This is a genomic window from Luteimonas salinisoli, assembly GCF_013425525.1.
Taxonomy (GTDB): Bacteria; Pseudomonadota; Gammaproteobacteria; order Xanthomonadales; family Xanthomonadaceae; genus Luteimonas; species Luteimonas salinisoli.
This window is the reverse complement of record NZ_JACCKA010000031.1, coordinates 42,556-64,482: the sequence shown is the minus strand read 5'-3', so window position 1 is coordinate 64,482 and position 21,927 is coordinate 42,556. Positions and strand designations below refer to the sequence as shown.

General features: G+C 71.4%; 19 protein-coding genes. 7 read left to right on the top strand and 12 right to left on the bottom strand.

Translation table 11 applies throughout. The features are described 5' to 3' along the window. Window positions 1-27 precede the first annotated feature (27 nt). Together H0E84_RS04900 and H0E84_RS04895 are read left to right on the top strand one after the other, a co-directional pair. Complete coding sequence (locus tag H0E84_RS04900; RefSeq protein ID WP_180677516.1) at window positions 28-2,424, top strand: phosphoketolase family protein; 2,397 nt, start codon at window positions 28-30, stop codon at window positions 2,422-2,424. A gap of 264 nt (window positions 2,425-2,688) precedes the next feature. After that, window positions 2,689-3,546 carry a PA4780 family RIO1-like protein kinase gene (locus H0E84_RS04895; protein ID WP_180677515.1) on the top strand — a complete coding sequence of 286 codons (858 nt, stop codon included), beginning with the start codon at window positions 2,689-2,691 and terminating at the stop codon, window positions 3,544-3,546. A 206-nt stretch (window positions 3,547-3,752) separates the two neighbouring features. On the opposite strand, the gene H0E84_RS04890 is transcribed toward H0E84_RS04895, so the two are convergent. The 5 genes from H0E84_RS04890 to H0E84_RS04870 form a co-directional block, all read right to left on the bottom strand. After that, window positions 3,753-5,024 (bottom strand): glutamate-5-semialdehyde dehydrogenase, encoded by a 1,272-nt coding sequence (locus tag H0E84_RS04890; RefSeq protein WP_180677514.1) that lies wholly within the window; start codon window positions 5,022-5,024, stop codon window positions 3,753-3,755. Window positions 5,025-5,039: 15 nt separating this feature from the next. Then, the gene (proB, locus tag H0E84_RS04885) at window positions 5,040-6,185 is read right to left on the bottom strand and encodes a glutamate 5-kinase (protein WP_257644069.1); all 1,146 of its coding nucleotides are present in this window, start codon (window positions 6,183-6,185) and stop codon (window positions 5,040-5,042) included. A gap of 300 nt (window positions 6,186-6,485) precedes the next feature. Then, entirely contained in the window at window positions 6,486-6,959 is a 474-nt protein-coding gene (locus tag H0E84_RS04880; protein WP_180677512.1) for a DUF421 domain-containing protein, read from the bottom strand. An 83-nt stretch (window positions 6,960-7,042) separates the two neighbouring features. Continuing rightward, window positions 7,043-8,602, bottom strand: coding sequence for an N-acyl-D-amino-acid deacylase family protein (locus tag H0E84_RS04875; RefSeq protein WP_180677511.1), 1,560 nt, complete (start codon window positions 8,600-8,602; stop codon window positions 7,043-7,045). A gap of 85 nt (window positions 8,603-8,687) precedes the next feature. After that, window positions 8,688-8,912, bottom strand: a complete 225-nt coding sequence (locus tag H0E84_RS04870) for a hypothetical protein (protein ID WP_180677510.1) — start codon at window positions 8,910-8,912, stop codon at window positions 8,688-8,690. A 330-nt stretch (window positions 8,913-9,242) separates the two neighbouring features. Here H0E84_RS04870 and H0E84_RS04865 point away from each other — a divergent pair, with 330 nt between their 5' ends. After that, window positions 9,243-9,533: a hypothetical protein gene (locus tag H0E84_RS04865; protein WP_180677509.1), complete on the top strand. Its 291-nt coding sequence runs from the start codon at window positions 9,243-9,245 to the stop codon at window positions 9,531-9,533. A gap of 103 nt (window positions 9,534-9,636) precedes the next feature. On the opposite strand, the gene H0E84_RS04860 is transcribed toward H0E84_RS04865, so the two are convergent. From H0E84_RS04860 to H0E84_RS04830, 7 genes are all read right to left on the bottom strand, one after another. After that, window positions 9,637-9,906, bottom strand: coding sequence for a hypothetical protein (locus tag H0E84_RS04860; RefSeq protein ID WP_219339599.1), 270 nt, complete (start codon window positions 9,904-9,906; stop codon window positions 9,637-9,639). A gap of 195 nt (window positions 9,907-10,101) precedes the next feature. Further along, the gene (locus H0E84_RS04855) at window positions 10,102-10,485 is read right to left on the bottom strand and encodes a hypothetical protein (protein WP_180677507.1); all 384 of its coding nucleotides are present in this window, start codon (window positions 10,483-10,485) and stop codon (window positions 10,102-10,104) included. Window positions 10,486-10,513: 28 nt separating this feature from the next. Further along, window positions 10,514-11,281 (bottom strand): LytR/AlgR family response regulator transcription factor, encoded by a 768-nt coding sequence (locus H0E84_RS04850; protein ID WP_180677506.1) that lies wholly within the window; start codon window positions 11,279-11,281, stop codon window positions 10,514-10,516. Continuing rightward, window positions 11,274-12,530: a sensor histidine kinase gene (locus H0E84_RS04845; protein ID WP_180677505.1), complete on the bottom strand. Its 1,257-nt coding sequence runs from the start codon at window positions 12,528-12,530 to the stop codon at window positions 11,274-11,276. The genes H0E84_RS04850 and H0E84_RS04845 overlap by 8 nt, the downstream gene beginning before the upstream one ends. Before the next feature lie 599 nt (window positions 12,531-13,129). Continuing rightward, window positions 13,130-14,146: a DJ-1/PfpI family protein gene (locus H0E84_RS04840; RefSeq protein ID WP_180677504.1), complete on the bottom strand. Its 1,017-nt coding sequence runs from the start codon at window positions 14,144-14,146 to the stop codon at window positions 13,130-13,132. An 87-nt stretch (window positions 14,147-14,233) separates the two neighbouring features. Beyond that, window positions 14,234-15,214 carry a GlxA family transcriptional regulator gene (locus H0E84_RS04835; RefSeq protein ID WP_219339598.1) on the bottom strand — a complete coding sequence of 327 codons (981 nt, stop codon included), beginning with the start codon at window positions 15,212-15,214 and terminating at the stop codon, window positions 14,234-14,236. Window positions 15,215-15,263: 49 nt separating this feature from the next. Next, complete coding sequence (locus tag H0E84_RS04830; RefSeq protein ID WP_180677503.1) at window positions 15,264-15,803, bottom strand: DUF3592 domain-containing protein; 540 nt, start codon at window positions 15,801-15,803, stop codon at window positions 15,264-15,266. A gap of 423 nt (window positions 15,804-16,226) precedes the next feature. Here H0E84_RS04830 and H0E84_RS04825 point away from each other — a divergent pair, with 423 nt between their 5' ends. The 4 genes from H0E84_RS04825 (at window position 16,227) to H0E84_RS04810 (ending at window position 21,916) form a co-directional block, all read left to right on the top strand. Then, window positions 16,227-17,333 (top strand): sensor histidine kinase, encoded by a 1,107-nt coding sequence (locus H0E84_RS04825; RefSeq protein ID WP_180677502.1) that lies wholly within the window; start codon window positions 16,227-16,229, stop codon window positions 17,331-17,333. Next, a complete protein-coding gene (locus H0E84_RS04820; RefSeq protein ID WP_180677501.1) occupies window positions 17,323-18,156 on the top strand; it encodes a LytR/AlgR family response regulator transcription factor in 834 nt (277 codons plus the stop codon). Before H0E84_RS04825 ends, H0E84_RS04820 begins: the two co-directional genes overlap by 11 nt. Before the next feature lie 68 nt (window positions 18,157-18,224). Further along, the gene (locus tag H0E84_RS04815) at window positions 18,225-18,695 is read left to right on the top strand and encodes a nuclear transport factor 2-like protein (protein WP_180677500.1); all 471 of its coding nucleotides are present in this window, start codon (window positions 18,225-18,227) and stop codon (window positions 18,693-18,695) included. Window positions 18,696-18,838: 143 nt separating this feature from the next. Next, complete coding sequence (locus H0E84_RS04810) at window positions 18,839-21,916, top strand: efflux RND transporter permease subunit (RefSeq protein WP_180677499.1); 3,078 nt, start codon at window positions 18,839-18,841, stop codon at window positions 21,914-21,916. Window positions 21,917-21,927: the final 11 nt, after the last annotated feature.

Below are 21,927 nucleotides of genomic sequence, written 5' to 3'. Positions count from 1 at the left end.
CGCACCTCCGCATACCGGGAGAAAAACATGTCCAGACACGCCGCCCCCCAGACCGACGATCGTCCGGACCGGGAGCTGCTGCAGCGGATGGACGCGTGGTGGCGCGCGGCCAACTACCTGTCTGTCGGCCAGATCTACCTGCTCGACAACCCGCTGCTGCGCGAGCCGCTGACGCTCGAACACGTCAAGCCGCGGCTGCTGGGCCACTGGGGCACCACGCCCGGCCTCAACTTCATCTACGTGCATCTCAACCGGCTGATCCGCGAGCGCGACCTCGACATGTTCTATATCGCCGGCCCCGGGCACGGCGGACCGGCGATGGTCGCCAACACCTGGCTGGAAGGCAGCTACAGCGAGGTCTATCCCGAAGTCTCGACGGATGCCGAGGGCATGCGCCTGCTGTTCCGGCAGTTCTCGTTTCCCGGCGGCATCCCCAGCCACGTCGCCCCGGAGACGCCCGGCTCGATCCACGAGGGCGGCGAGCTCGGTTACGCGCTGGCGCACGCCTACGGCGCGGTATTCGACAATCCCGGCCTCACCGTCGCCTGCGTGATCGGCGACGGCGAGGCCGAGACCGGCGCTCTGGCCGCCAGCTGGCACGCCAGCAAGTTCCTCAACCCCGCCAGCGACGGTGCGGTGCTGCCGATTCTCCACCTCAACGGCTGGAAGATCGCCAACCCGAGCTATTTCGCCCGGATGGAGGTCGAGGAGCTGGAACAGCTGTTCCGCGGCTACGGCTACGAGCCGTTCTTCGTCGGCGGCGACGACCCGGACCTCGTGCACGCGGAGATGGCGCGAACGCTGGACAGGATCTTCGACCGTATCGCTGCCATCCAGGCCGAGGCGCGCGCGGGCGCGCCGTCGAAGCGGCCGCGCTGGCCGATGCTGGTGCTGCGCACGCCGAAGGGCTGGACCGGCCCCGCCAGCGTCGACGGCAAGCCGGTGGAAGGCACCTGGCGCTCGCACCAGGTGCCGCTGGCGGGACTGCGCGAGCACCCGGAGCACCTGGCGCAGTTGGAGGCCTGGATGCGCAGCTACCGCCCGGAGGAGCTGTTCGACGGGGATGGCCGCCCGGTCGCGGCGCTGCGCGAACTGGCCCCCGCCGGGACGCGGCGCATGGGCGCTTCGCCGCACGCCAACGGCGGTGCCCTGCTCCGCGACCTGCGCCTGCCGGATTACCGCCGCCATGCGGTCGACGTGTCAGCCCCGGGCGCGGTCGACGCCGAGGCCACCCGCGTGCTCGGCGGCTACCTGCGCGACGTGATGGAGAAGAACCTGGAGGCGCGCAATTTCCTGGTGTTCGCCCCGGACGAGAACGCGTCCAACCGCCTCGACGACATCTACCAGGCGAGCGGCAAGCGCCACATCGGCCCGCTCTTGCCCGGCGACGAGCACCTGTCCCCGGACGGCCGGGTGGTGGAAGTGCTGTCCGAACACCTGTGCCAGGGCTGGCTGGAAGGCTACCTGCTGACCGGACGCCATGGCCTGTTCTCGTGCTACGAGGCCTTCATCCACATCGTCGACTCGATGTTCAACCAGCACGCGAAGTGGCTGAAGGTATGCCGGGAGATCCCGTGGCGGCGCTCGATCGCCTCGCTGAACTACCTGCTCAGCTCGCACGTCTGGCGCCAGGACCACAACGGCTTCAGCCACCAGGATCCGGGCTTCATCGACCACGTGGTGAACAAGAAGGCCGACGTGATCCGGGTCTACCTGCCGCCCGACGCCAACACCCTGCTGTGCGTGGCCGACCAGTGCCTGCGCTCGCGCGACCTGGTCAACGTGATCGTCGCGGGCAAGCAGCCGCAGCCGCAGTACCTCGACATGGAGGCGGCGATCCGCCACTGCGAGGCCGGGGTCGGCATCTGGCCGTGGGCCAGCAGCGACGAGGGCGGCGATCCCGATGTGGTGATGGCCTGCTGCGGCGACGTGCCGACGCTGGAAACGCTGGCGGCGGTGGCGATCCTGCGCGAGGAGCTCCCGGAGCTGCGCGTGCGGGTGGTCAACGTGGTCGACCTGATGACCCTGCAGTCCGAGTCCGAGCACCCGCACGGCCTGTCCGATCGCGATTTCGATGGCGTCTTCACTCGCGACCGGCCGATCATCTTCGCCTACCACGGCTATCCGTGGTTGATCCACCGCCTGACCTACCGCCGCGCCGGCCATGCCCAGCTGCACGTGCGCGGCTACAAGGAGGAAGGCACCACCACCACCCCGTTCGACATGGCGGTGCTCAACGACATCGACCGCTTCCACCTCGTGATCGACGTGATCGACCGGGTCCCGGGCCTCGGCGCCCGGGCGGCATACGTCAAGCAACGCATGCGCCACCGCTTGATCGAGCACCGGCAGTACATCCATGCCCATGGCGAGGACATGCCGGAGATCCTCGACTGGCGCTGGCCCGCCGCCACCGAGGACTGAGCGGAACGTGCGGACCGGCGGGTGGCCCCCGCGCAGCGTGCTGCAGCCGTCGGGCGTCTCCCGATCCGAGCGCCCGACGTGGTCTGTCACCGCGATCCGCCGCCGTGGTTGCGGGCGCGGAGGGCCGTGCCGGCAGCCGGACCGGTCGCGTACCCGCGGATGAACCCACGGGTACCCGCCGGGCCCACGATCGGCCGGACAGCGCCCGCGCGCAGGGTTTTGCGAGGACAATGGTGGCCCCCGCGCGGCGGCAACGGCAGTTCAATGAAGATTCCGAGCGGCCTGAGGCCGATGATCGACGACGGCCTGATCGACGAGGTGCTGCGGCCGCTCAAGAGCGGCAAGGAAGCCTCGGTGTACGTGGTCCGCTGCGGCGACCAGGTCCGCTGCGCAAAGGTCTACAAGGACATGGCGCAGCGCAGCTTCCAGGCGCGCGCCCAGTACCAGGAGGGCCGCAAGGTGCGCGGCAGCCGCCAGGCGCGGGCGATGGCGCGCTCGACCAAGTTCGGCCGCCGCGAGCAGGAAACCGCCTGGAAGAACACCGAAGCCGAAGTGCTCTACCAGCTGGCCGACGCCGGGCTGCGGGTGCCCCAACCGCAGGGATTCCTGCATGGCGTGCTGCTGATGGACCTGGTGGCGGATGCGGACGGCAACAGCGCGCCGCGGCTGGTGGAAGTGGACCTGGAGCCGCAGCAGGCGCGCGAGTTCCACGCGATGCTGGTCGCCGACGTGGTGCGGATGCTCTGCCTGGGGCTGATCCACGGCGACCTGTCGGAATACAACGTGCTGGTGGCGGCCGACGGGCCAGTGATCATCGATTTCCCGCAGGTGGTCAGCGCCGCCGGCAACAACGCCGCCCGGCAGATGCTGCTGCGCGACGTGCACAACCTGCGCGAGAGCCTCGGCCGCCATGCGCCCGAGCTGCTCGACACGTACTACGGCGAGGAAATGTGGGCGCTGTACGAGCAGGGCGAACTGCGCCCGGACGCGGCGCTGACCGGCAGGTTCGTCTTCGACGAGCACACCGCCGACACCGGCGCGGTGCTGTCCTCGATCGAGGACGCGCGCCAGGAAGCGATCATCCGCCAGCAGGGCCGCGAGGCCGCCGCCGCGGAAGATTGAGCGCGACCAGGGCCCACCCCTGGAATCGCCGACGACCCGTCCGGAGCCGCCCACAGCCTTCGCGCCCATGGGGCGCTCCTGCAGGGGCAGACGCCCTCGACGGCGGCTGGCGCCGTAGGAGCGGGCCATGCCGCGAAAACCCGCGTCGACGGCCAGCATAGAGAGTCGCCACCGACCCGGCCGTAGCGACCCCGGGCCGTACGGAATCAATCGGCGGCGGCCGACTCCGGATGCCTGACCTGCCCGTCCCCGCGGACGACGTAGCGCTCGATGGTCAGCGACTCCAGCCCCATCGGCCCGTAGGCGTGCAGGCGCGTGGTCGAGATGCCGATCTCGGCGCCCAGACCGAGGCTGCCGCCGTCGTTGAAACGCGAGGACGCGTTGACCATCACCGCGGAACTGCGGATCGCGCGTACGAAGCGCTCCGCCGCCGCCTGCTCGGCGGTGGCGATCACCTCGGTATGGTCGGAGCCGTGGCGGCGGATGTGCGCGATCGCCTCGTCGATCGAGTCGACCACCCGCACCGCCAGGATCGGCGACAGGTACTCGGCCGCGTAGTCCTCCTCCGTCGCCTCCTGCGCCTCGGGGAACAACGCGCGGGTGCGCTCGCAGCCGCGGATCTCGGCGCCCCGCTCCTGCAGCCGGGTCAGCGCATCGGGCAGCCAGGATTCGGCGATGCCGGCGTGCACCAGCATGGTCTCCAGCGCATTGCAGACCCCCGGTCGCGACAGCTTGCCGTCGATGGCCAGCTGCAGCGCCAGCGCTGGATCGGCGGCGCGATCCACGTACAGATGGCAGACGCCCTTGTAGTGCTTGATCACCGGCACCCGCGCGTTCTCGGCGACGAAGCGGATCAGCCGTTCGCCGCCGCGCGGGATCGCCAGATCCACCAGTTCGGTGAGCTGCAGCAGCTCGAGCACGTGCTCGCGCGCGGGATCCTCCACCAGCGCCACCGCCTCGGCCGGCAGGCCGTGCTCGCGCAGCGCGCGGTGCAGGCAGGCGGCGATGGCGACGTTGCTCTCGCGCGCCTCCGACCCGCCGCGCAGCAGCACCGCATTGCCGGCGCGCAGGCACAGCGCCGCGGCATCGGCGGTCACGTTCGGGCGGGCCTCGTAGATCATCGCGATCAGCCCCAGCGGGATGCGCACCTTCTCCACGGTCATGCCGTTGGCGTGCACCTCGCTGCGGGTCACCTGACCGACCGGGTCGGGCAGCGCGGCGATCTCGCGGATCGCGGCGACGATGGCATCCACGCGCTCCTGGTCCAGGCGCAGCCGGTCCAGCATCGCGCCGGCGGTGCCGGCCTCGTGGGCGCGCGCCATGTCGGCGGCGTTGGCGGCGAGGATCTCCCCGCTGCCCGCGGCCACCGCGTCGGCCATCGACGTCAATAGCGCCGCACGCTGCCCGGAATCGAGCGCGGCGATCCTCCCTGCGGCATCGCGCGCGCGGGTGGCCAGGTTGCGGACGTATCCGGTCATCTCGTTCTCCAATGGTCAGTGCACCGCGGCGGCGGCGGCATCCAGCAGCACCATGTCGTCGCGGTGGATCACCGAGCGGCCATTATGGAACCCCAGCACGCTCTCGATCTCGCGGCTGTGGCGCCCGGCGATGCGCTCGAGGTCCGTCGACTGGTACTGCACCAGGCCGCGCGCCAACCGGCGCCGGCCCTCGGCGCAGGTGATGTCCACCATTGCCGAGCAGTTGAAATCGCCCTCCACCCCGACCACGCCGCCGGGCAGCAGCGATGCGCCGCGCTCGGCCAGCGCCTGCGCCGCGCCCTCGTCGATCCGGATCCGGCCGCCGCTGGGCGGGGTGTGGCGCAGCCACATCTTGCGGGCCACCAGGCGCTCGCCGTGGGCCGGGATGAAGGTGCCGCGCAGGCGGTCGGCCGACAGCGCGTCGATGGTGTCCATGCGGTGGCCGCAGAACAGCGCGGTGTCGATGCCCGCGGCGGCGGCCTTGGTGGCGGCCTCCAGCTTGGTCACCATGCCGCCGGTGCCGAGCGTACCGGCGCCTCCCTGGGCCATCCGCATCACGCCCGGCGTGATCGACTCGATCCGCGGTACCGGGCGGGCATCCGGATCGTGCTCCGGATGACCGGTGTAGAGGCCGTCCGTATCGGTGGCGATCAGCAGGATGTCGGCATCGATCAGGGTCGCGACCACGGCGGCCAGGTTGTCGTTGTCTCCGAGCTTGAGCTCGTCGACCGCGACGGTGTCGTTCTCGTTGACGATCGGCAGCGCGCCGAGCGCGAGCAGCTCGCGCAGCGTCGCCTGCGCATTGAGGTAGCGGCGGCGGTTGCGCAGGTCGTCGTGGCTGAGCAGCACCTTCGCCACCGGCTGTTCGACCAGCCCCTGCCACAGCGCCAGCATCGGCGCCTGGCCGAGTGCGGCCAGGGCCTGCCGGCGCGCCAGCCCGCCGCCATGGTCGGCCATCAGGCCGCGGCCCGCGGCCACCGCGCCGGACGAGACCAGCAGCACTTCGCGGCCCTGGTCGCGAAAGCGCGAGATCAGCCGCGCCAGCGCCGCGGCATTGCGCTTGCCGAGTCCGCCCCTGCCGTCGCTGAGCAGGCTGCTGCCGACCTTGAGGACGGCGCGGCGCCAGTTGGGAAGGGTCTGTTCGGGGAAGGGGACTGCCATCGCTGCGTTCATCTCCTGTGGTTGCGGATGGGCGCGCCGACAAGAGATCCCGCACGGCGATGGACCTGCCATGCAATGATCGGACGATCTGGGGATCGACGGCGCTGTCGGCTCCGCATCGGGAGCCGCGTGCGAGTCCGGACATCGGAACGTTGCGCGTGCAACGCCGGAAAACCAGACTCGATGGCGACGTATCTTAACAGGGATGCCCCTCCGACCCAAGGCGCGTCGCCGACCGCACCATTACGGACGCCCGGCAGTGTCCCGACGAACGCGGCTTTCGGAAGACCGCCGACCCTCCTAGCGGGAGTCGGCGCGCACCACGCTGAAGGCGCCGTCGGTTTCCAGCACCACGCAGCGCGCCTGGCCCGGATCCTCGATGCCGTGGTTGCGCAGGCCCTGGCGCAGCTCGCGCTCGTTGACGCGCTCGCGGCGCATCGCCTCGCGCAGGAATTCGCCGTCGTGCAGCAGCAGCGTGGGCTCGCTCGCCACCAGCCGGTGAACCGCGGCCCAGCGCGCGGAACTCCAGGTGATCGCGAACTGCAACCAGACCAGCAGCGCCATCGCCAGCACGCCTTCGGCCAGCGAGACGTCGCGGTTGAGCAGGATGGTAGCCAGCGTCGAGCCCAGCGCGATGGTGACCACGAAGTCGAAGGCATTCATCTTGGTCAGCGTGCGCTTGCCGGACGCGCGCAGCAGCAGGATGAGCGCCGCGTACGCGCAGACGCCGACGGCGAGCACGCGGCCGAGGTCGCTCCACGATTCGAAAAACATGATGGCGGATCCTGATGGGCCCGTCGGCCATGGAACGACAGCGCGCGGCTCGAACGCGTGAAACGTTCCCGCCCGGCCCGGTCCTAGCGGCCGCGGCGCAGCAGCCGCCCCGCCCGGCCGACCCGCTCGCCGTCCTCCCATGCCGGCCTGCCGTTGAGGACGACCATGTCGAAACCCTCGGCGTGCGCCAGGGGGTCGGCATAGTCGGAGCGCGCGCGCACGCTGGCCGGATCGAACAGCAACAGGTCGGCCCTGGCGCCGGCGCGGATCACGCCCCGGTCGGCGATGCGCAGCACCGAGGCGGGAAGGCCGGTGCATTTGCGCACCGCCTCCTCCAGCGTCAGGCGCCGCTCCGCGACCACGTACTGGGCGATCCACTTGGCGTAGGTGCCGGTGGCGCGCGGATGGCGCATGCCGGGGCGGCCGTCGGTGCAGAGCCCGACGATGGGATCGAGCAGCAGCCGCGACTGCAGCGCCTCGTCCATGGTGAAGTGCGCGCCGGAGGCCCCGCCGGGGCCGAGCTCGATCAGCAGGTCCGGATAAGGCTTGCCGGCGGCCTCGGCCGCCTGCTCCAGGGTCCTGCCGGCATGCGCGCCGGTGCCCAGCAGCAGCGCGCCCGGGCCGCCGCGCCGGGTCATGCGCGCCTGCAGGTGCGCGCGCAGCTCGTCGCGGCGCTGCGCCAGCACCGCTGCATAGTCGCTGGGCGGCAGGGCCCATTCCGGGAACAGGATCGCGATGCCGGTGTACCCGGCGGTGTAGGGGTAGGCGTCGGCGCTCAGCTCGATGCCGGCCTCGCGCTTGCCGTGCAGGAAGGCCAGCAGCGACTCCGCCTCGGCCTCGCCCCTGGCGTACATCACCTTGAGGTGGGAGATGTGCGGGCGCGCGGGCAGGCTGGCGGCGATGAGTTCCTCGATCGACGCGCGCACCCGGTCGTCGTCCTCCGAGCGCATATGGCTCATCGCCACGCCGTCGTGGCGCGCCACCACGCCGCCGAGCGCGGTCAGCTCCCGGGTTTCGGCGTAGATGCCGGGCACGTACTCCAGGCCCGTCGACAGACCGAACGCGCCGGCGCCGAGGTCGTCGTCGAGCAACGCCTGCATCCGCGCGAGCTGCGCCTGCGCCGGCACCCGGGTCTCGTCCGGAATCCCCGCGCGCCGGCGTAGCGTGCCGTGGCCGGACAGCGTGGCCACGTTGATGTCGATGTCGGCATGCGCCACCGCGTCCAACCACGCCCGCAGGCCGTCGCGGCCGCCGGACGCGTCGGCGAGCCCGGCGCTGCCGCCGTCCTGGCCCAGCAGCACCGTGGTCGCGCCCATCGCCAGGAAGCCGGCGTAGGAGTGCTCGAGCGGATCGCCATGGGCATGCGTATCGATGAAGCCCGGGGCCAGCACCCGGCCGCCGCCTTCGACGATGCGCGCGCCGCGCGCGGCGCGCGGCGACAGCCGGCCGATGCGTTCGATCCGCTCGCCACGCACCAGCACGTCGGTGCGCCGCCCGGCCGCCCCGGTGCCGTCCACCAGCAGCACGTCGCGGAACAGCAGATCCGGCACGCCGCCGCGGACCACCGCGGGAGCGAGCGCTCCGAGGGTGCCCGCCACCAGTGCGCCGAGGGCCTCGCGCCGCGACCAACCGTTGGAATTCATGGATGCCGTCCGCTGCGGGATGGCGCCAGTATGCTGCCCGCAATGGCGCCGTTCCAGGCGGCCGGCAGACGCGGAAGGCGCGGGGCTAGTCGCAGGGCGCGGTCCGGGTCGGCTGGATCGTCAGCCTGGAGCCTTCGACCAGCATCCGCCCCGGGGCCACCGGATGCAGCCTGCGACCATCGAGGAGGCAGCCCTGCAGCCACATCGGCTCGGCGCCATCTTCGCAGGGTTCCACTTCGAGGCGGCCGACGTAGTCGAGCCCGTCGGAACCGGTACCCACGAACGCGAACACACCGGATACAGGGTCCATGGCGTATCTCCTGGTCCCCCCCAGGATGCGATATGAGCACGGAACGCACGCCGGAATCTGTGACGGGGCACGGCTTCCGCCCTCGTCGCGCCCGCCGGCGTCCCAGTCCCGGATGCCGCACCCTGGGAGCGCCGGCGGCGCGATGCCGCCGCCGAAGCGCCCCGGGCGGAAGCGATTTCCGCTCCATCCGGGCACGTCCATCAGGGCTTGCGCGGTACGGCGCCGCCCGGCGCAACCGCTGAATCGTTCACTGGACAGGGGCCCGGCCACGCGTGCGCTTCACGTCGCTGCACCCATAGTGGCGCAAGGGGGATCGACCAGGAGCGTCAAGTGCAAGACACCATTGCTTCGGCACCGCTGTACCCCAGTCACCCCCGCGAAACGCAAGCCGGCATCTCCGGCGAGATCGAGCGCGAGCTCGAACGGCTCGGGAGCTCCCTGCCCGGCATGCATGCGCGGCACCCGTTCGATGCCGATTTCTGGGTGTCGTTCAAGGCCCGCGCCCGCGAGATCGAGTGCCGCGCCAGGGACGAAGCGGAACTGCGCCACGTGCAGATGCGCCTGGTGCTGATGCTGTCCGAAACCGCCGCGGGGGGTGCGACCGGCCCGATCGCCCCGTGAGGTCCTGGCGGGTGCGTCGCGAACGGCCCGAAACCCCGCAAGCGGAGCCCGGGCCGCGCATGGGCCGGGAGGATGCCAGCATCCGCGGTAGCCGCGCGGTGCGCTACACGAACGCGGCGATCACCTCGAACTCGCCGTCGTCGTTCTGCGCTTCGACCGTGGTCGGCTCGCCGCGATAGAGACTGCGCGCGTCGGCCATGATGGTAGCGATTTCCAGGCCCTTCTCGCGCTCGGGAAACCACAGCACCGGCTGACCCGCGTCCAGCAGTTGCCAGCCGCCGTACGACTTCACCAATTGCAATGAGGACATGACCACCGGCACCCAGTCCGCTGAAGGAAGAAGCGCCCCGGCCCAGCTGGGTGACTTGCTCAAGGTCGCGGCCTGGATTCCATTGCGGAGCGGCATCCGTTGCCGTTGCATGGGCCGTGCTGCCGGGGCGTGCACAGGATCTCCCACGCCGCGGCGCCGCGCAGTCGGCGCATGACCCGTGCGCGTGTAGGAGTTTTCCTACAGCCACTGGGCCGCCGGCACGGCGGAAGCACGCCGGCGCCCTCCCTCAGATGGACCTCAGATCGACGCCGGCCCGGCAGCGCACTCCGGCGCCACCGGCGGGGCGTCGTGGTCGACGCACTGACGCAGGCCGCGCGGCAGCTCGCCCAGGTGCTGGCGCTCCCCGGCGCCCAGGGTGAATTCGCGCACCACGCGCGCGGCACAGGCGTCGGCGGCCCCCGGCGGGGCATCGGCGCGGCAGTCGTCCACGAACAACACGTAGTGGCAGCTGCCGGTGGCGCTGCGCAGGCATTCGAATTCGCCCTCGCCGCCGACCACGTAGGAACGCGTCGCGTTCACCGCACGGCCCTCGATCGAAAGATTGGTGACCGTGGTCAGGCCGGTCTCGAACCTGCAGCCGCCGAGCAGCAGGCAGCCGAGCATCAGGGTTGCACGCAGCATGGTGGTTCCTCCCGTCGCGTAGCGCATGTCACATGTTGCGGAACAGCGGCATGAACGGCTGGCTGACCGGCAACGTCTCGTCGCGGCCGCGCAGGCGCAGCAGGCCGCGGCCGCCGTCTTCGCGCACCACCGCCGCAATCGCCTTGATGTTGACGATGGTGGCGCGGTGCACCTGCTTGAACACCGCCGGATCCAGCACCGCCAGCAGCTCGCGCACCGGCGTGCGCAGCAGCGCCTCGCCGTCGGCGGTCACGGCCACCGTGTACTTGTTGTCGGCGCGGAAATACAGCACGTCCTCGACCAGGATCAGGCGCGTCTCGCGGCCGCTGCTGGCGGTGATCCAGGACAGCGGCTCGGGCGCGTCGGCGCGCGGCTGCGCCTGCAGCTGGCGCAGCAGCGCGGCCAGGGTGGCGGCGTCGGGGTGGGTGTCGGCACTGCGCGCCTGCAGCCGGCGCACGGTGGCGTCCAAGCGCTCGCGGGTGACCGGCTTGAGCAGGTAGTCCACGGCGCCGCGGTCGAAGGCGTCGAGCGCGTACTGGTCGTAGGCGGTCACGAACACCACCCGGGTGGCCGGGTTCGACTCGGCCGCCGCGGCGGCGACCTCGAGCCCGGTCAGGCCCGGCATGCGGATATCGAGGAAGGCGTAGTCCGGAGCATGCCCGGCGATGGCCTCCAGGGCGCTGCCGCCGTCCTCGCAGCGCGCGACGATCTCCAGCTCCGGCCAGGCCTCGGCCAGCAGCGATGCCAGCGCGGCGCGCAGCAGGTCCTCGTCTTCGGCGATCACGCAACTAGGCATGGGCGGGCTCCGGGCGTCCGGGCTCCGGGGCCGCGGGCACGGTGACCGTGGCCGCGACGCCCGAGGGAAAGTTGGCGGCGATGCGCAGGCCGGCGGCCTCGCCGTAGGTCAGGCGCAGGCGCTCGCGCACGTTGCGCAGGCCGATGCCGGTGCCACTGCTCTCGCTGGAGAAGCCGCGGCCGTCGTCGGCCACGGTGACCGCCACCCGCCCCTCGGTCTCGCGGGCGCGGATCCACACCGTGCCGCCGCCGGTCTTCGGCTCGAGGCCGTGCTTGATGGCGTTCTCCACCAGGGTCTGCAGCATCATCGCCGGGAACGGCACCGCCAGCAGCGGCTCGGGCACGTCGATCTGCGTCTCCAGGCGCGCGCCCATGCGGAACTTCATGATCTCCAGCCAGGCGTTGGCGCGCTCCAGTTCCTCGCCGAGGGTCGACTGCCCCTGCAGCGTGCGCGGCAGCGAGCGGCGCAGGTATTCGATCAGGTGGCCGAGCATCTGGTCGGCACGCGCCGGGTCGCTGCGGGTGAGCAGCTGCGCGCTGGCCAGGGTGTTGTAGAGGAAGTGCGGCTCCACCTGGGCGTGCAGCAGGCTCAGTTTCGCCTCGCTCAGTTCCTTGGCGCTGGCGGTGCGATGGGCGGCGGCGCGCTCGCCCCGGCGCTGCTCGCCGACGCGGCGGGTGATGGCGCGGGTGATCGCCTCGGCGGTCTGCAGGTTGCTGCCGTGGTCCACCCGCAGCCAGTCGGTCCAGGCCGCGCTCTCCGGCTCGCAGGCCAGGGTGATGGTGGAGGTGTCGCCGTTGGGGTGGACGGTGGCGGTGACCATGTCGCGGTGCCCGCCGAGCCGGCGGTCGATCCAGCGCAGCGGATCGAAACGTCCCTGGGCGCCATAGGGATCCTCGCGGCGCACCCCGGCGTGCACGCGCAGGCTGTCGCGGGCCGACTCGATGTCCATGACGCCGGGCAGCTCGTGCAGCGCCGCGTCCACCAGGTCGAAGGCTTCGCCGGCCACGAACGGCACCTCCACCTGGCGACGCTGGCGGTTGCGCAGATGCTCGGGCGTGGCTTGGCCGATGATCATCCGTACCCGGTGCACGTGGGAGATCGCATCGGGGATGACGAACGCCAGGGTCAGCATCGCCAGCAGCAGCACGATGAACTCGGGCAGCCCCAGGTTCGACCAGACGATCAGCACCGCCAGGTAGAACAGGCACCAGGCCAGTGCATGGCGCAGGACGAAGGTGAAAGTGGACATTTCGGGTCACGAACGGGACGGTATGGGGCGAGGATAGCGGCGCCCGCCGCCGAGGTGGGGCCTGCGGCGACGGATCGGCCGATGCGCCGACGGAAGCCCGGAACCCGCGGCCGAGATCGGCCCGCGGCCATGCTCTCCGGCCCGATCGCCGCATCGTCACCAGCGGGCCGGGGGATGCGTGACAACCAAGCGAGTATCGGGGAGCGACTTGGCACGGATCCCCCGGCCCGCCCCCGGGCACATTTCTCGGCGGTGATGCCCGAAACTGCCCCACCACCCTGGCCTGTCGATCGATGGCCCGAAGGCACGTGGCGCCATCGGGCGGGGGCGGCACCGCAAGTCGCTCCCCGATACTCGCTTTGTTGCGGCGCCGCCCCCACCCGATGCTCCGACTTCACCGGCGCTTTCAGAAAAGCAAAACCCCGGCACGGCAAGACCTGTCCGCACCCTACGCTCTCCGGCCCGATCGCCGCGCCGTCGCTAGCGGGCCGGGGGATGCGTGACAACCAAGCGAGTATCGGGGAGCGACTTGTCACGGATCCCCCGGCCCGCCCCCGGGCACATTTCTCGGCGGCCGTGCCCGACGACGCGGCCGTGCCTCAACCGCGGTCGTCGTCTTCTTCTTCGGCCGCCGTCTCCAGCTCGACGTCGAGCCAGTGCGTGCCGGGTCCCGCGGCGGTCATACCGATCGCCATCCGCAGCCGCTCGCCCTCCACCGCGCCCACCCAGTCGCGGGTGCTGGCCGCCGAAGCGCGCGTCCAACCTTCCGTGCCGTCCAGCGCCTCGGCGGCCAATGCCATCAGCGCCTCTGCGTCCGCGTCGGTCGACACCCGATAGCGCATGCGCCAGCTGCGCGTGTCGCCGGTGTTCACGATGCGGTCGAACCGCGTCGCCTCCGGCCACTGCACCCGGCCCAGGTCCGGCAGGTGGCGATCGGCCATGCGGGTACGCACGAAGCCGTCTTCCGGCCGCCAGTCGTACTCCAGGTGCATCGCGACCGTGCTGGCAGCGTCCGCCCCGCGCTCCTTGCCGACGATGTGCAGGGCCGCATCGATGCCGGAGGACAGCCCGGCCGAAGTGACGATCGCGCCGTTGTCCACCCAGCGCACGTCGCGCACCACGTCGATTTCCGGGTACTTCGAAGCGAGCGAGGACAGTGCGCGATGGAACGTGGTCGCCCGCAGGCCGTCCAGCAGGCCGGACGCGCCCAGGATGTGCGAGCCGGTGCAAACCGAGAGCACGTGCCGCGCGGATGCCGCACGCCCGCGCACGAACCCCAGCAGCACCTCGTCGCGCTCGGCATCCCCGGTGTCGCCGCCGGGCACCAGCAGCACGTCGAACGGCGGCGCATCGGCGAAACCGTGGTCTGGGGTGACCGCCAGCCCCATCGCCGTCGTCACCGGCCCACCGTCGGCCGACACCGTCGCCACCCCGAACCCGGCCTGGCCGAACACTTCGTAGGGCGCGGCGAAATCGATGATCTGCACGCCGTCGAACAGCACGATGCCGACCTGCACCGCAGGTTCGGAATGGGCGCGATGGGCGGCCCCGGCGGGCGCCGGCGACAGCAGCCCGGCAATCGCCAGGACCGCGGCCTTCATCAGCAGGGTGCGCATGGGGCATCTCCAATCGGGTGTACCGCCACCATGCCGGTCGGCGGCCGGCGCTTGCGGACATCCAGCCGGCGCTTGCGGACGGCGGCGTCAGGGGGGGCCGAAGCGTTGGCGGTATTCCCCGGGAGTGACGCCGGCGTGGCGCCGGAAGGCCCGCCGGAAGGCGTCTTCCGACGCGAAGCCGCTGTCGGACGCGACCCGCCGCATCGTCGCGGTGCCGCTCTCGAGCAGGACCTTGGCGGCATCCACCCGCAACCGCTCGATGTACTTCTGCGGCGTGGTGCCGAACGCGGCGGCGAAGCGCCGCGCGAACTGACGCGTGCTCATGTGCACCCGGTCGGCCAGCAGCCCGGCATCGAGCGGGGCGCGCAGGTGCGCCCGGATCCAGCGCGCCAGATCGGCGAACCGGTCGGGAACGTCAAGTTCCTCGAGCTCGCGGCTGAACTGGCTCTGCCCGCCCGAGCGCTTGGCCACCATCACCATCCGTTTGGCCACCGCGAGCGCCAGCGGCATGCCGTGGTCGGCCGCCACCATCGCCAGCGCCATGTCCATGCCGGCGGTGATGCCCGCCGAGGTCCACACCTCGCCGGTGCGGGTATAGATCGCATCCGGCACCACCCTGACCGCGGGGTAGCGCGCCGCCAGTTCGGCGGTGTCGCGCCAGTGCGTGGTGGCCTCGCACCCGTCCAGCACGCCGGCTTCGGCCAGCAGCAGCGCCCCGTTGCAGACCGAGGCGATACGACGCACGCGCGAGGCGATGCCTCCCAGCCAGGCGACGAGCGCGCGGTCGGCGCGCACCCGGTCCAGCGCGGCGCCCATGCCGCCGCTCACCAGCAGGGTATCGATCCCCGTGTCGATCTCGGAGTAGCCGCGATCCGGCAGCACCCGAATTCCCGACGCCAGCGCGACCGGTGCACGACCGGGACCGACCAGGAGGGCCGCATACGGCACGACGGCGCCGGGCTCGCGCTCGCGGCGCTCACGGCTGGCGAGCGCGAAGACCTCCAGAGGGCCGGCCACGTCGAGGGCCTGGGCATCGTCGAACACGAGCATCGCGATCGTGCGCGTCACCGGCTTCTCCAGCCCGGCGCGCCCGGGCCGGGCGCGCCTGTTGCACATCCTAGCCCGCCGCCGCTTCCGGCTCGGGCTCCGGCTTGCGCGGCACGAACAGCTTCGCCACCAGCAGCATATGCATCACGAAGGCGAGGAAGGCCGCCCCGAGCACCGCGATCGCCATGCGCTTGACCAGGCTGCCGGCGCCGGCCATGCCCTGCAATTTGTCCAGCCGGTCGAACCGCGCCGGGTCGGCGTTGGAGTAGGCGATGTCGATGGTCGTCCCGTCGCCCAGGTACTTTTCGGCGTTCGATTCCGACGTGGTGAACGCACCACGGTACTGCGTGCCGTCGACCTCGAAGGCGTAGCCGAAATCGAACATGTGCCTGGTGCGTCCGCGGCGGCCGCGTTCCTCGTCGATGCCCTCGAGCTCGACCGGCACGTTCACCACGGAATGGTCCGCCAGGATCGAACTGGCCTCGCGGTAGCCGTCGATGCCCATGAACATCAGCACCCCCGCCGCCAACACGAAAACCACCTGGAAGAACCGTTTCGACCAGCGCGAAAGCGCCGCATGGTTGTCCGGCTCGAGCTTGAAACTGATCATCTGCGTCCCCTGGAAAATGATGGCACCGCCATCGCCCCGCGAGCGGATCGCGGGTGCATGCCGGTAGAAGGATGGCCGCCGCAACCCCCTGCGCGCGAACCGACGCGAATCGTAGGGAGGCGACGACGGTCGGTCAATGCGCGCGGGCGGTCGCATTGCGACGCATTTCGACCACCGCAGCGGCCGACCCGCGGTGTTCGCGATCCCGCGACCGGCGACGCCGTCGCGGCCGACTGGCGCCGGCCACCGTCGACCGCCCTCCAACGGCGGGAGAGGCGTAGTGCCGGCGGCCGGGCCGGGCCGGTCGTCGCCGCGTCCGGACGGCACGCCTGCGGCGAAACGAGCCGCGGATGCGACGAACCGTGGCCGGCGACCGCGGTGAGGCGCGGTAGCATGACCGCACCTGCGCTTCCGCGATCCGCCATGGCCATCGCCGTTCCCCGACCGCTCTGGCTGTCCCGCCGCGAGCACCTGTTCTGGCTGCTGCATCTGGGCGGCTGGACCGGCTATTTCAGCCTCGGCTACCTCTCGGCCCTGGCCTACGGCAAGCCCCCGGGCTACTGGATGGTACCGCTGACCGCGGCGGCCGCCGGCGCGCTGGGGACGCTGGGGCTGCGCCTGCTGCTGCGCGCCTGCTGGGGCCAGCCGCCGTTGCGGCTGGTGGCGATCATGGTGCTGCCGGTACTGGCCTGCTCGGCGTTGATGGACCGGGCCACTGCGGGGATCAAGCTGCAGTTCTGTCCGGCCTGCACCAGCGAGGGGGGCCTGTCGTACCTGGCCTCCTCGCTCAGCTTCATCTACGTGGTGCTGGCCTGGGTCGGCCTGTACCTGGGCCTCAAGTACTACCGCCAGCTGCAGGACCAGACTCGGCGCGCCCTCGCCGCGCGCGGCATGGCCCACCAGGCGCAGCTGAAGATGCTGCGCTACCAGCTCAACCCGCACTTCCTGTTCAACACCCTCAACGCCATCTCCACCCTGATCCTGGACCGCGACAACGCCACCGCCAACCGCATGGTGCAGGGACTCTCCTCGTTCCTGCGCCACTCGCTGGACAGCGACCCGATGCAGCGGGTCACCCTGCGCCAGGAACTTGACGCGCTGACCCTGTACCTGGGCATCGAAAAGATCCGCTTCGCCGAACGCCTGCAGGTACGCACCGCGGTCGACGCCGACTGCTGGCGGGCGCTGCTGCCCAGCCTGCTGCTGCAACCGCTGGTCGAGAACGCCATCAAGTACGCGGTCGCGCGCGAGGTCGAGGGCGGCACCCTGCGGATCGAGGCCCGGCGGGAAGAGGGGCAGCTGGTGCTGAAGGTCATCGACGACGGTCCAGGCTGCCTGGCGTTGGAGGGCGGCGAGCTCCCGCCGGGCAAGGGCGTGGGCCTGCGCAACACCCGCGAGCGCCTGCAGGTGCTGTACGGCGATGCCGGCGGACTTTCCGTGCGCAACCTGCCGCGCGGCATCGAGGTCTGCCTGCGCCTGCCGTTCGAGACCGCCGCCACCGCCATCGACGGGGCCGGACATGAAGACTGACGCCGCCGCACCGGCGACCGCCCCGCGCATCCGCACCCTGATCGTCGACGACGAGCCGCTGGCGCGGCGCGGGCTGGAATTGCGGCTGGCTGAGCACGCCGACATCGAGATCGTCGGCCAGTACGGCGACGGCGCCGCCGCCATCGCCGCCGTGCACACGCTGCAGCCCGACCTGATGCTGCTGGACGTGCAGATGCCCGGCGTGGACGGCTTCACCGCGCTGCAGCACATCCCGGCCGAGAAAATGCCGCTGGTGATCTTCGTCACCGCCTACGACCACTACGCGATCCGCGCCTTCGAAGCCTCGGCAACGGACTACCTGCTCAAGCCGGTGGACGACAGCCGCCTGCACCAGGCGCTGGCGCGGGTGCGGCAGGCGTGGGCGCAGCGCGCCGCCAGCCGCCACTGCGAACGCCTGCTCGGCCTGCTGGGGGAACTGAGCGGACGCACGCTGGAGCTGGACCAGGCCCTGCACCAGGACTGCCTGGAACGGCTGAGGAGCGAGGACAAGCTGGCCGTGCGCGACGGCGCAAGGACCCTCAGGATCGCCATGTCCGCGATCCGCTGGATCGACGCCGCCGGCGACTACATGTGCATCCATACCGACCAGGAAACCCTGGTGCTGCGCGCGACCATGCGCGATCTGGAGAAGCAGCTGGACCCGCGACGCTTCCCGCGCATCCACCGCTCCACCATCGTCAACGCCAAACGGGTGGTGGAACTGCGCCCGCACACCAACGGCGAGAGCTACCTGCGCCTGGACTGCGGGCAGGAACTCAAGCTCTCGCGCAGCTACCGCGACCGCCTGCCGCTGCTGCACTAGACGCGACCTCCCGCGCGAGGCGTCGATCGCCCGCCTCCCCTCACGACCAAAGAAAGGAAGATCCAACCGTGACAACTCCGTTGCTGTCCGCCTGCCTGCTCATCGTCTCCGCCCTGCTGCCCGTCGGCATCGTCCAAGCCGGACAGCAGGACGGTCTGTCGGTGCAGCGAATGACCGAACTCGTACACGAAGTCACCTTGGCGCAGAACAAGGCGACCACGCGCGGCGCCACCCTGGAAGACGTGGAGCGCCTGTACGCGATGTACACCGCGGACTTCATCTACGAGCATCCGGGAATGGACGACGTCTACACGCGCGAGCTGCTCTTTCGCAACCACACCCGCGCCCTGGAACGAGGGGTCTACGACGACTACGATCCGGCCGAATACGGCTACCGTATCGTCGAGACGATGGCCGGCGATGGTGCCGTCGCGGTGCACCGCTCCCAGGCTCGCCTCGGCGACGCGCCGCCCCGCATGGCGGTGTTCGAGTTCCGCGACGGCAAGGTCGCGCGCATCCGCGAGTACTGGAACTACTGAACCGTTCCGTCGCGTCGCCCGCACAACGCTTCGTCGCAGGGTTTCAACGCTTCGCCGCAACGCCCCGCCCGGCGTGACTTCCGGGCCATCTCGATCGGGCCTCGCGCGCGCACCGTGACCGCGCCGCCACTGCCGAGCCGACGATGAAGATCACCGAAGCCGCCCTGCGCAATCCGGCCGCCGTCGCGGCGGCCGTCGCGCTGGCCTGCCTGTTCGGCCTGCTCGCCCTGTTCGATCTGCCGCTGCAGCTGTTTCCGGATATCGAGCGCCCGCAGATGTCGATCCAGAGCGGCTGGCGCGGCGCCTCGCCGCAGGAGCTGGAATCGGAGATCGTCGAGCCGATCGAGTCGGTGCTGCAGGGGCTGCCCGGGCTGGAGGAGATCGCTTCCAACGTCAGCCCCGGCAACAGCTTCATCAACCTCACCTTCGCCATCGGCAGCGACATGGACGCGATGCTGGTGGAGGTGCTGTCGCGGATGAACCGCCTGCCGCCGCTGCCGCGCGACGCCAGTCCGCCGGTCGTCCGCGCCGGTTCCGACAACGCCAACAGCACCCTCACCTTCTTCTTCGTGCAGAAGCTCCCGGGCGGCCGCGGCGACATCCTCGACCATCGGCAGATGCTGGTCGACCGCATCGTGCCCAGGCTGTCGTCCATCGAGGGCGTGGCCGGCGTCGAGCTCAACGCCGGCGAGGCGGAAGAGCTGAGCATCACCATGGACCTGCGACGCGCCGCCGCGCTGGGCGTGCAGATCCCCGAGGTCGCCGCCCGCGCCGCCAGCGCCACCGACGTCTCGGGCGGCGTGATCGAGGACGGCCGCCGCGAGTACGCACTGCGCTTCGCCGGGCGCTACTCGCCCGAGGCCCTGGGCGAGCTGATCCTGGCCTGGCGCGACGGCCGCCCGGTGCGCCTGGGCGACGTCGCCACCATCGAGGTACGGCGCCCGGAGCAGCGCTTCTACGCCTACCAGAACGGCAACCCGGCGATCGGTCTGCGGATCCTGCGCGCCAATGGCGCCAACGTGCTGGCCACGCTCGACGAGGTCCGGCGCGTGGCCGACGAGCTGCGCGAAAGCGAACTGCACCCGCTGGGGCTGGACATCGCCCAGAGCTTCGACGCTTCGGTGTTCATCCGGCGCGCCATCGGGCTGCTCTCCGGCAGCCTGTTGGCGGGCGTGGCGCTGGCGGTCGGCTGCCTGTGGTGGTTCCTGCGCGACGCGCGCGCTACCGCGCTGATCGCCTGCGCCATCCCGGTGTCGCTGCTGTCGACCTTCATCGTGCTGCAGCTGACCGGCCGCAGCCTCAACGTGATCTCGCTCGCCGGCCTGGCGTTCGCGGTCGGCATGGTGATGGACGCCGCGGTGGTGGTGGCCGAGAACATCGTGCGCCTGCGCGAGCGCGGCGTCCCCGCGCGGCAGGCGGCGCTCGACGGCACCCGCCAGGTCGGCGGTGCGCTGGTCGCCTCCACGCTGACCACCGTGGCGGTGTTCCTGCCGGTGGTGTTCATGGAGAACGTCGAAGGCCAACTGTTCGCGGACCTCGCGCTGACCATCTCGATCGCCGTGGGCATCTCGCTGCTGCTGGCCTTCACCGTGCTGCCGGCGGCTGCCGGCCGCTGGCTGCGGCAGCACGAGGGCCGGGCGCGCGGCCGGGCCTGGGCGCGCATCGGCGACCGGGCGCTGCGGCTGACCGAGGGCCGCCACCGCCAGCTGGCCTGGGTCGGCGGCCTGGTGCTGGCGCCGGCACTGCTGGCGGCCGCGCTGATGCCCCAGGTCGACTATCTGCCGCCGGTCAAGCGCGCCGCGGTCGATGCCTTCTTCAACTTCCCGCCCGGGATGAGCCCGGAACGGGTCGACCGCGAGATCGCGCCCGCACTGCTGGAGCGCATGCGCCCGTACATGGACGGGGACGCCGCACCACAGCTGAGCAACTGGTACCTCAACCTGTGGCCCGGCGGCGGCAACCTGGGCGCGCGGGTGACCGACCCGCGGCAGATCGGCGAACTCGAGCGCATCGTCCGCGACGAGGTGGTGGCCAGCCTCCCGGACACGCGCGCCTTTGCCGGCGAGGGCGACCTGTTCGGCGGCTTCGGCGGGTCGGCACGCGCGGTCGCCATCCACCTGCAGCATGCCGATGCCGATGCGCTGGTGCGGGCGGCGGAGGCGGGCAGGGAGCTGCTGGCGGCGCACTTCCCGGGGGCGAACGTGCAGTCGTTCCCGAATGCCGACGCCGGCACGCCCGAGCTGCGCATCAGCCCGGACGACCGCCGCCTGGCCGAGGCCGGCTGGCGGCGGCCCGAGCTGGGTATGGTGGTACGCACGCTCGGCGGCGGCCAGTGGCTGGGCGAGCATTTCGACGGCGACCGCCGCATGCCGATCGTGCTGCGCACCGACCGCGACGATCCCTTCACCGGTCTGGCCGGCGCGCCGCTGGCCACGCCCCTGGCGGGCACCCTGAGTCTCGGCGAACTGGCGCGGGTGGACACCGTGCTCTCGCCGAACCAGCTGCGGCGCATCGATCGCCGCCGCACCGTCACCCTCACCGTCGACCCGCCGCCGGGCATGTCGCTGGAGGCCGCGCTGGCGACCATTCGCGAGCAGGTGGTGCCGGGCCTGCAGCGGGCGCTGCCCGCCGACGCGGCGGTCCGCCTCTCCGGCAGCGCCGACCGCCTGGCCGGCGTGGTGAGCGCCATGGCCGGCAATTTCGCCATGGCGCTGTTGATCCTGTTCCTGCTGATGGCGGCGATGTTCCGTTCGCTGCGCGACAGCGCCTTCGTGATGGCCACCCTGCCGATGGCGGTGCTGGGCGGGGTGCTGGGACTGCGCGCGCTGGACCTGGCCGCCGGGCAGACCCTCGACCTGCTGTCGATGATCGGCTTCATCATGCTGCTGGGCATGGTGATCAACAACGCGATCCTGCTGGTCGCGCAGACCCGCGAGGCCGAGGCGGGCGGCGCCGGGATCGATGCCGCTCTGCACCAGGCGCTCGAGCAGCGCCTGCGCCCGATCCTGATCGCCGCGCTGACCGGCGTGCTGGGCGCGTTGCCGATGGCGGTCAATCCCGGGCCCGGCGCGGTGATCTATCGCGGCCTGGCCGCGGTCACCGTCGGCGGAGTCGGGCTCAGCCTGCTGTTCACCGTGGTGCTGGTGCCCGCGCTGCTGCGACTGGCCGCCGCGCGGCGGCCGGCGCCGGCGCCCGCGCCGATCGCCCAGCCGGCGCACTGACCCCCAAGCGA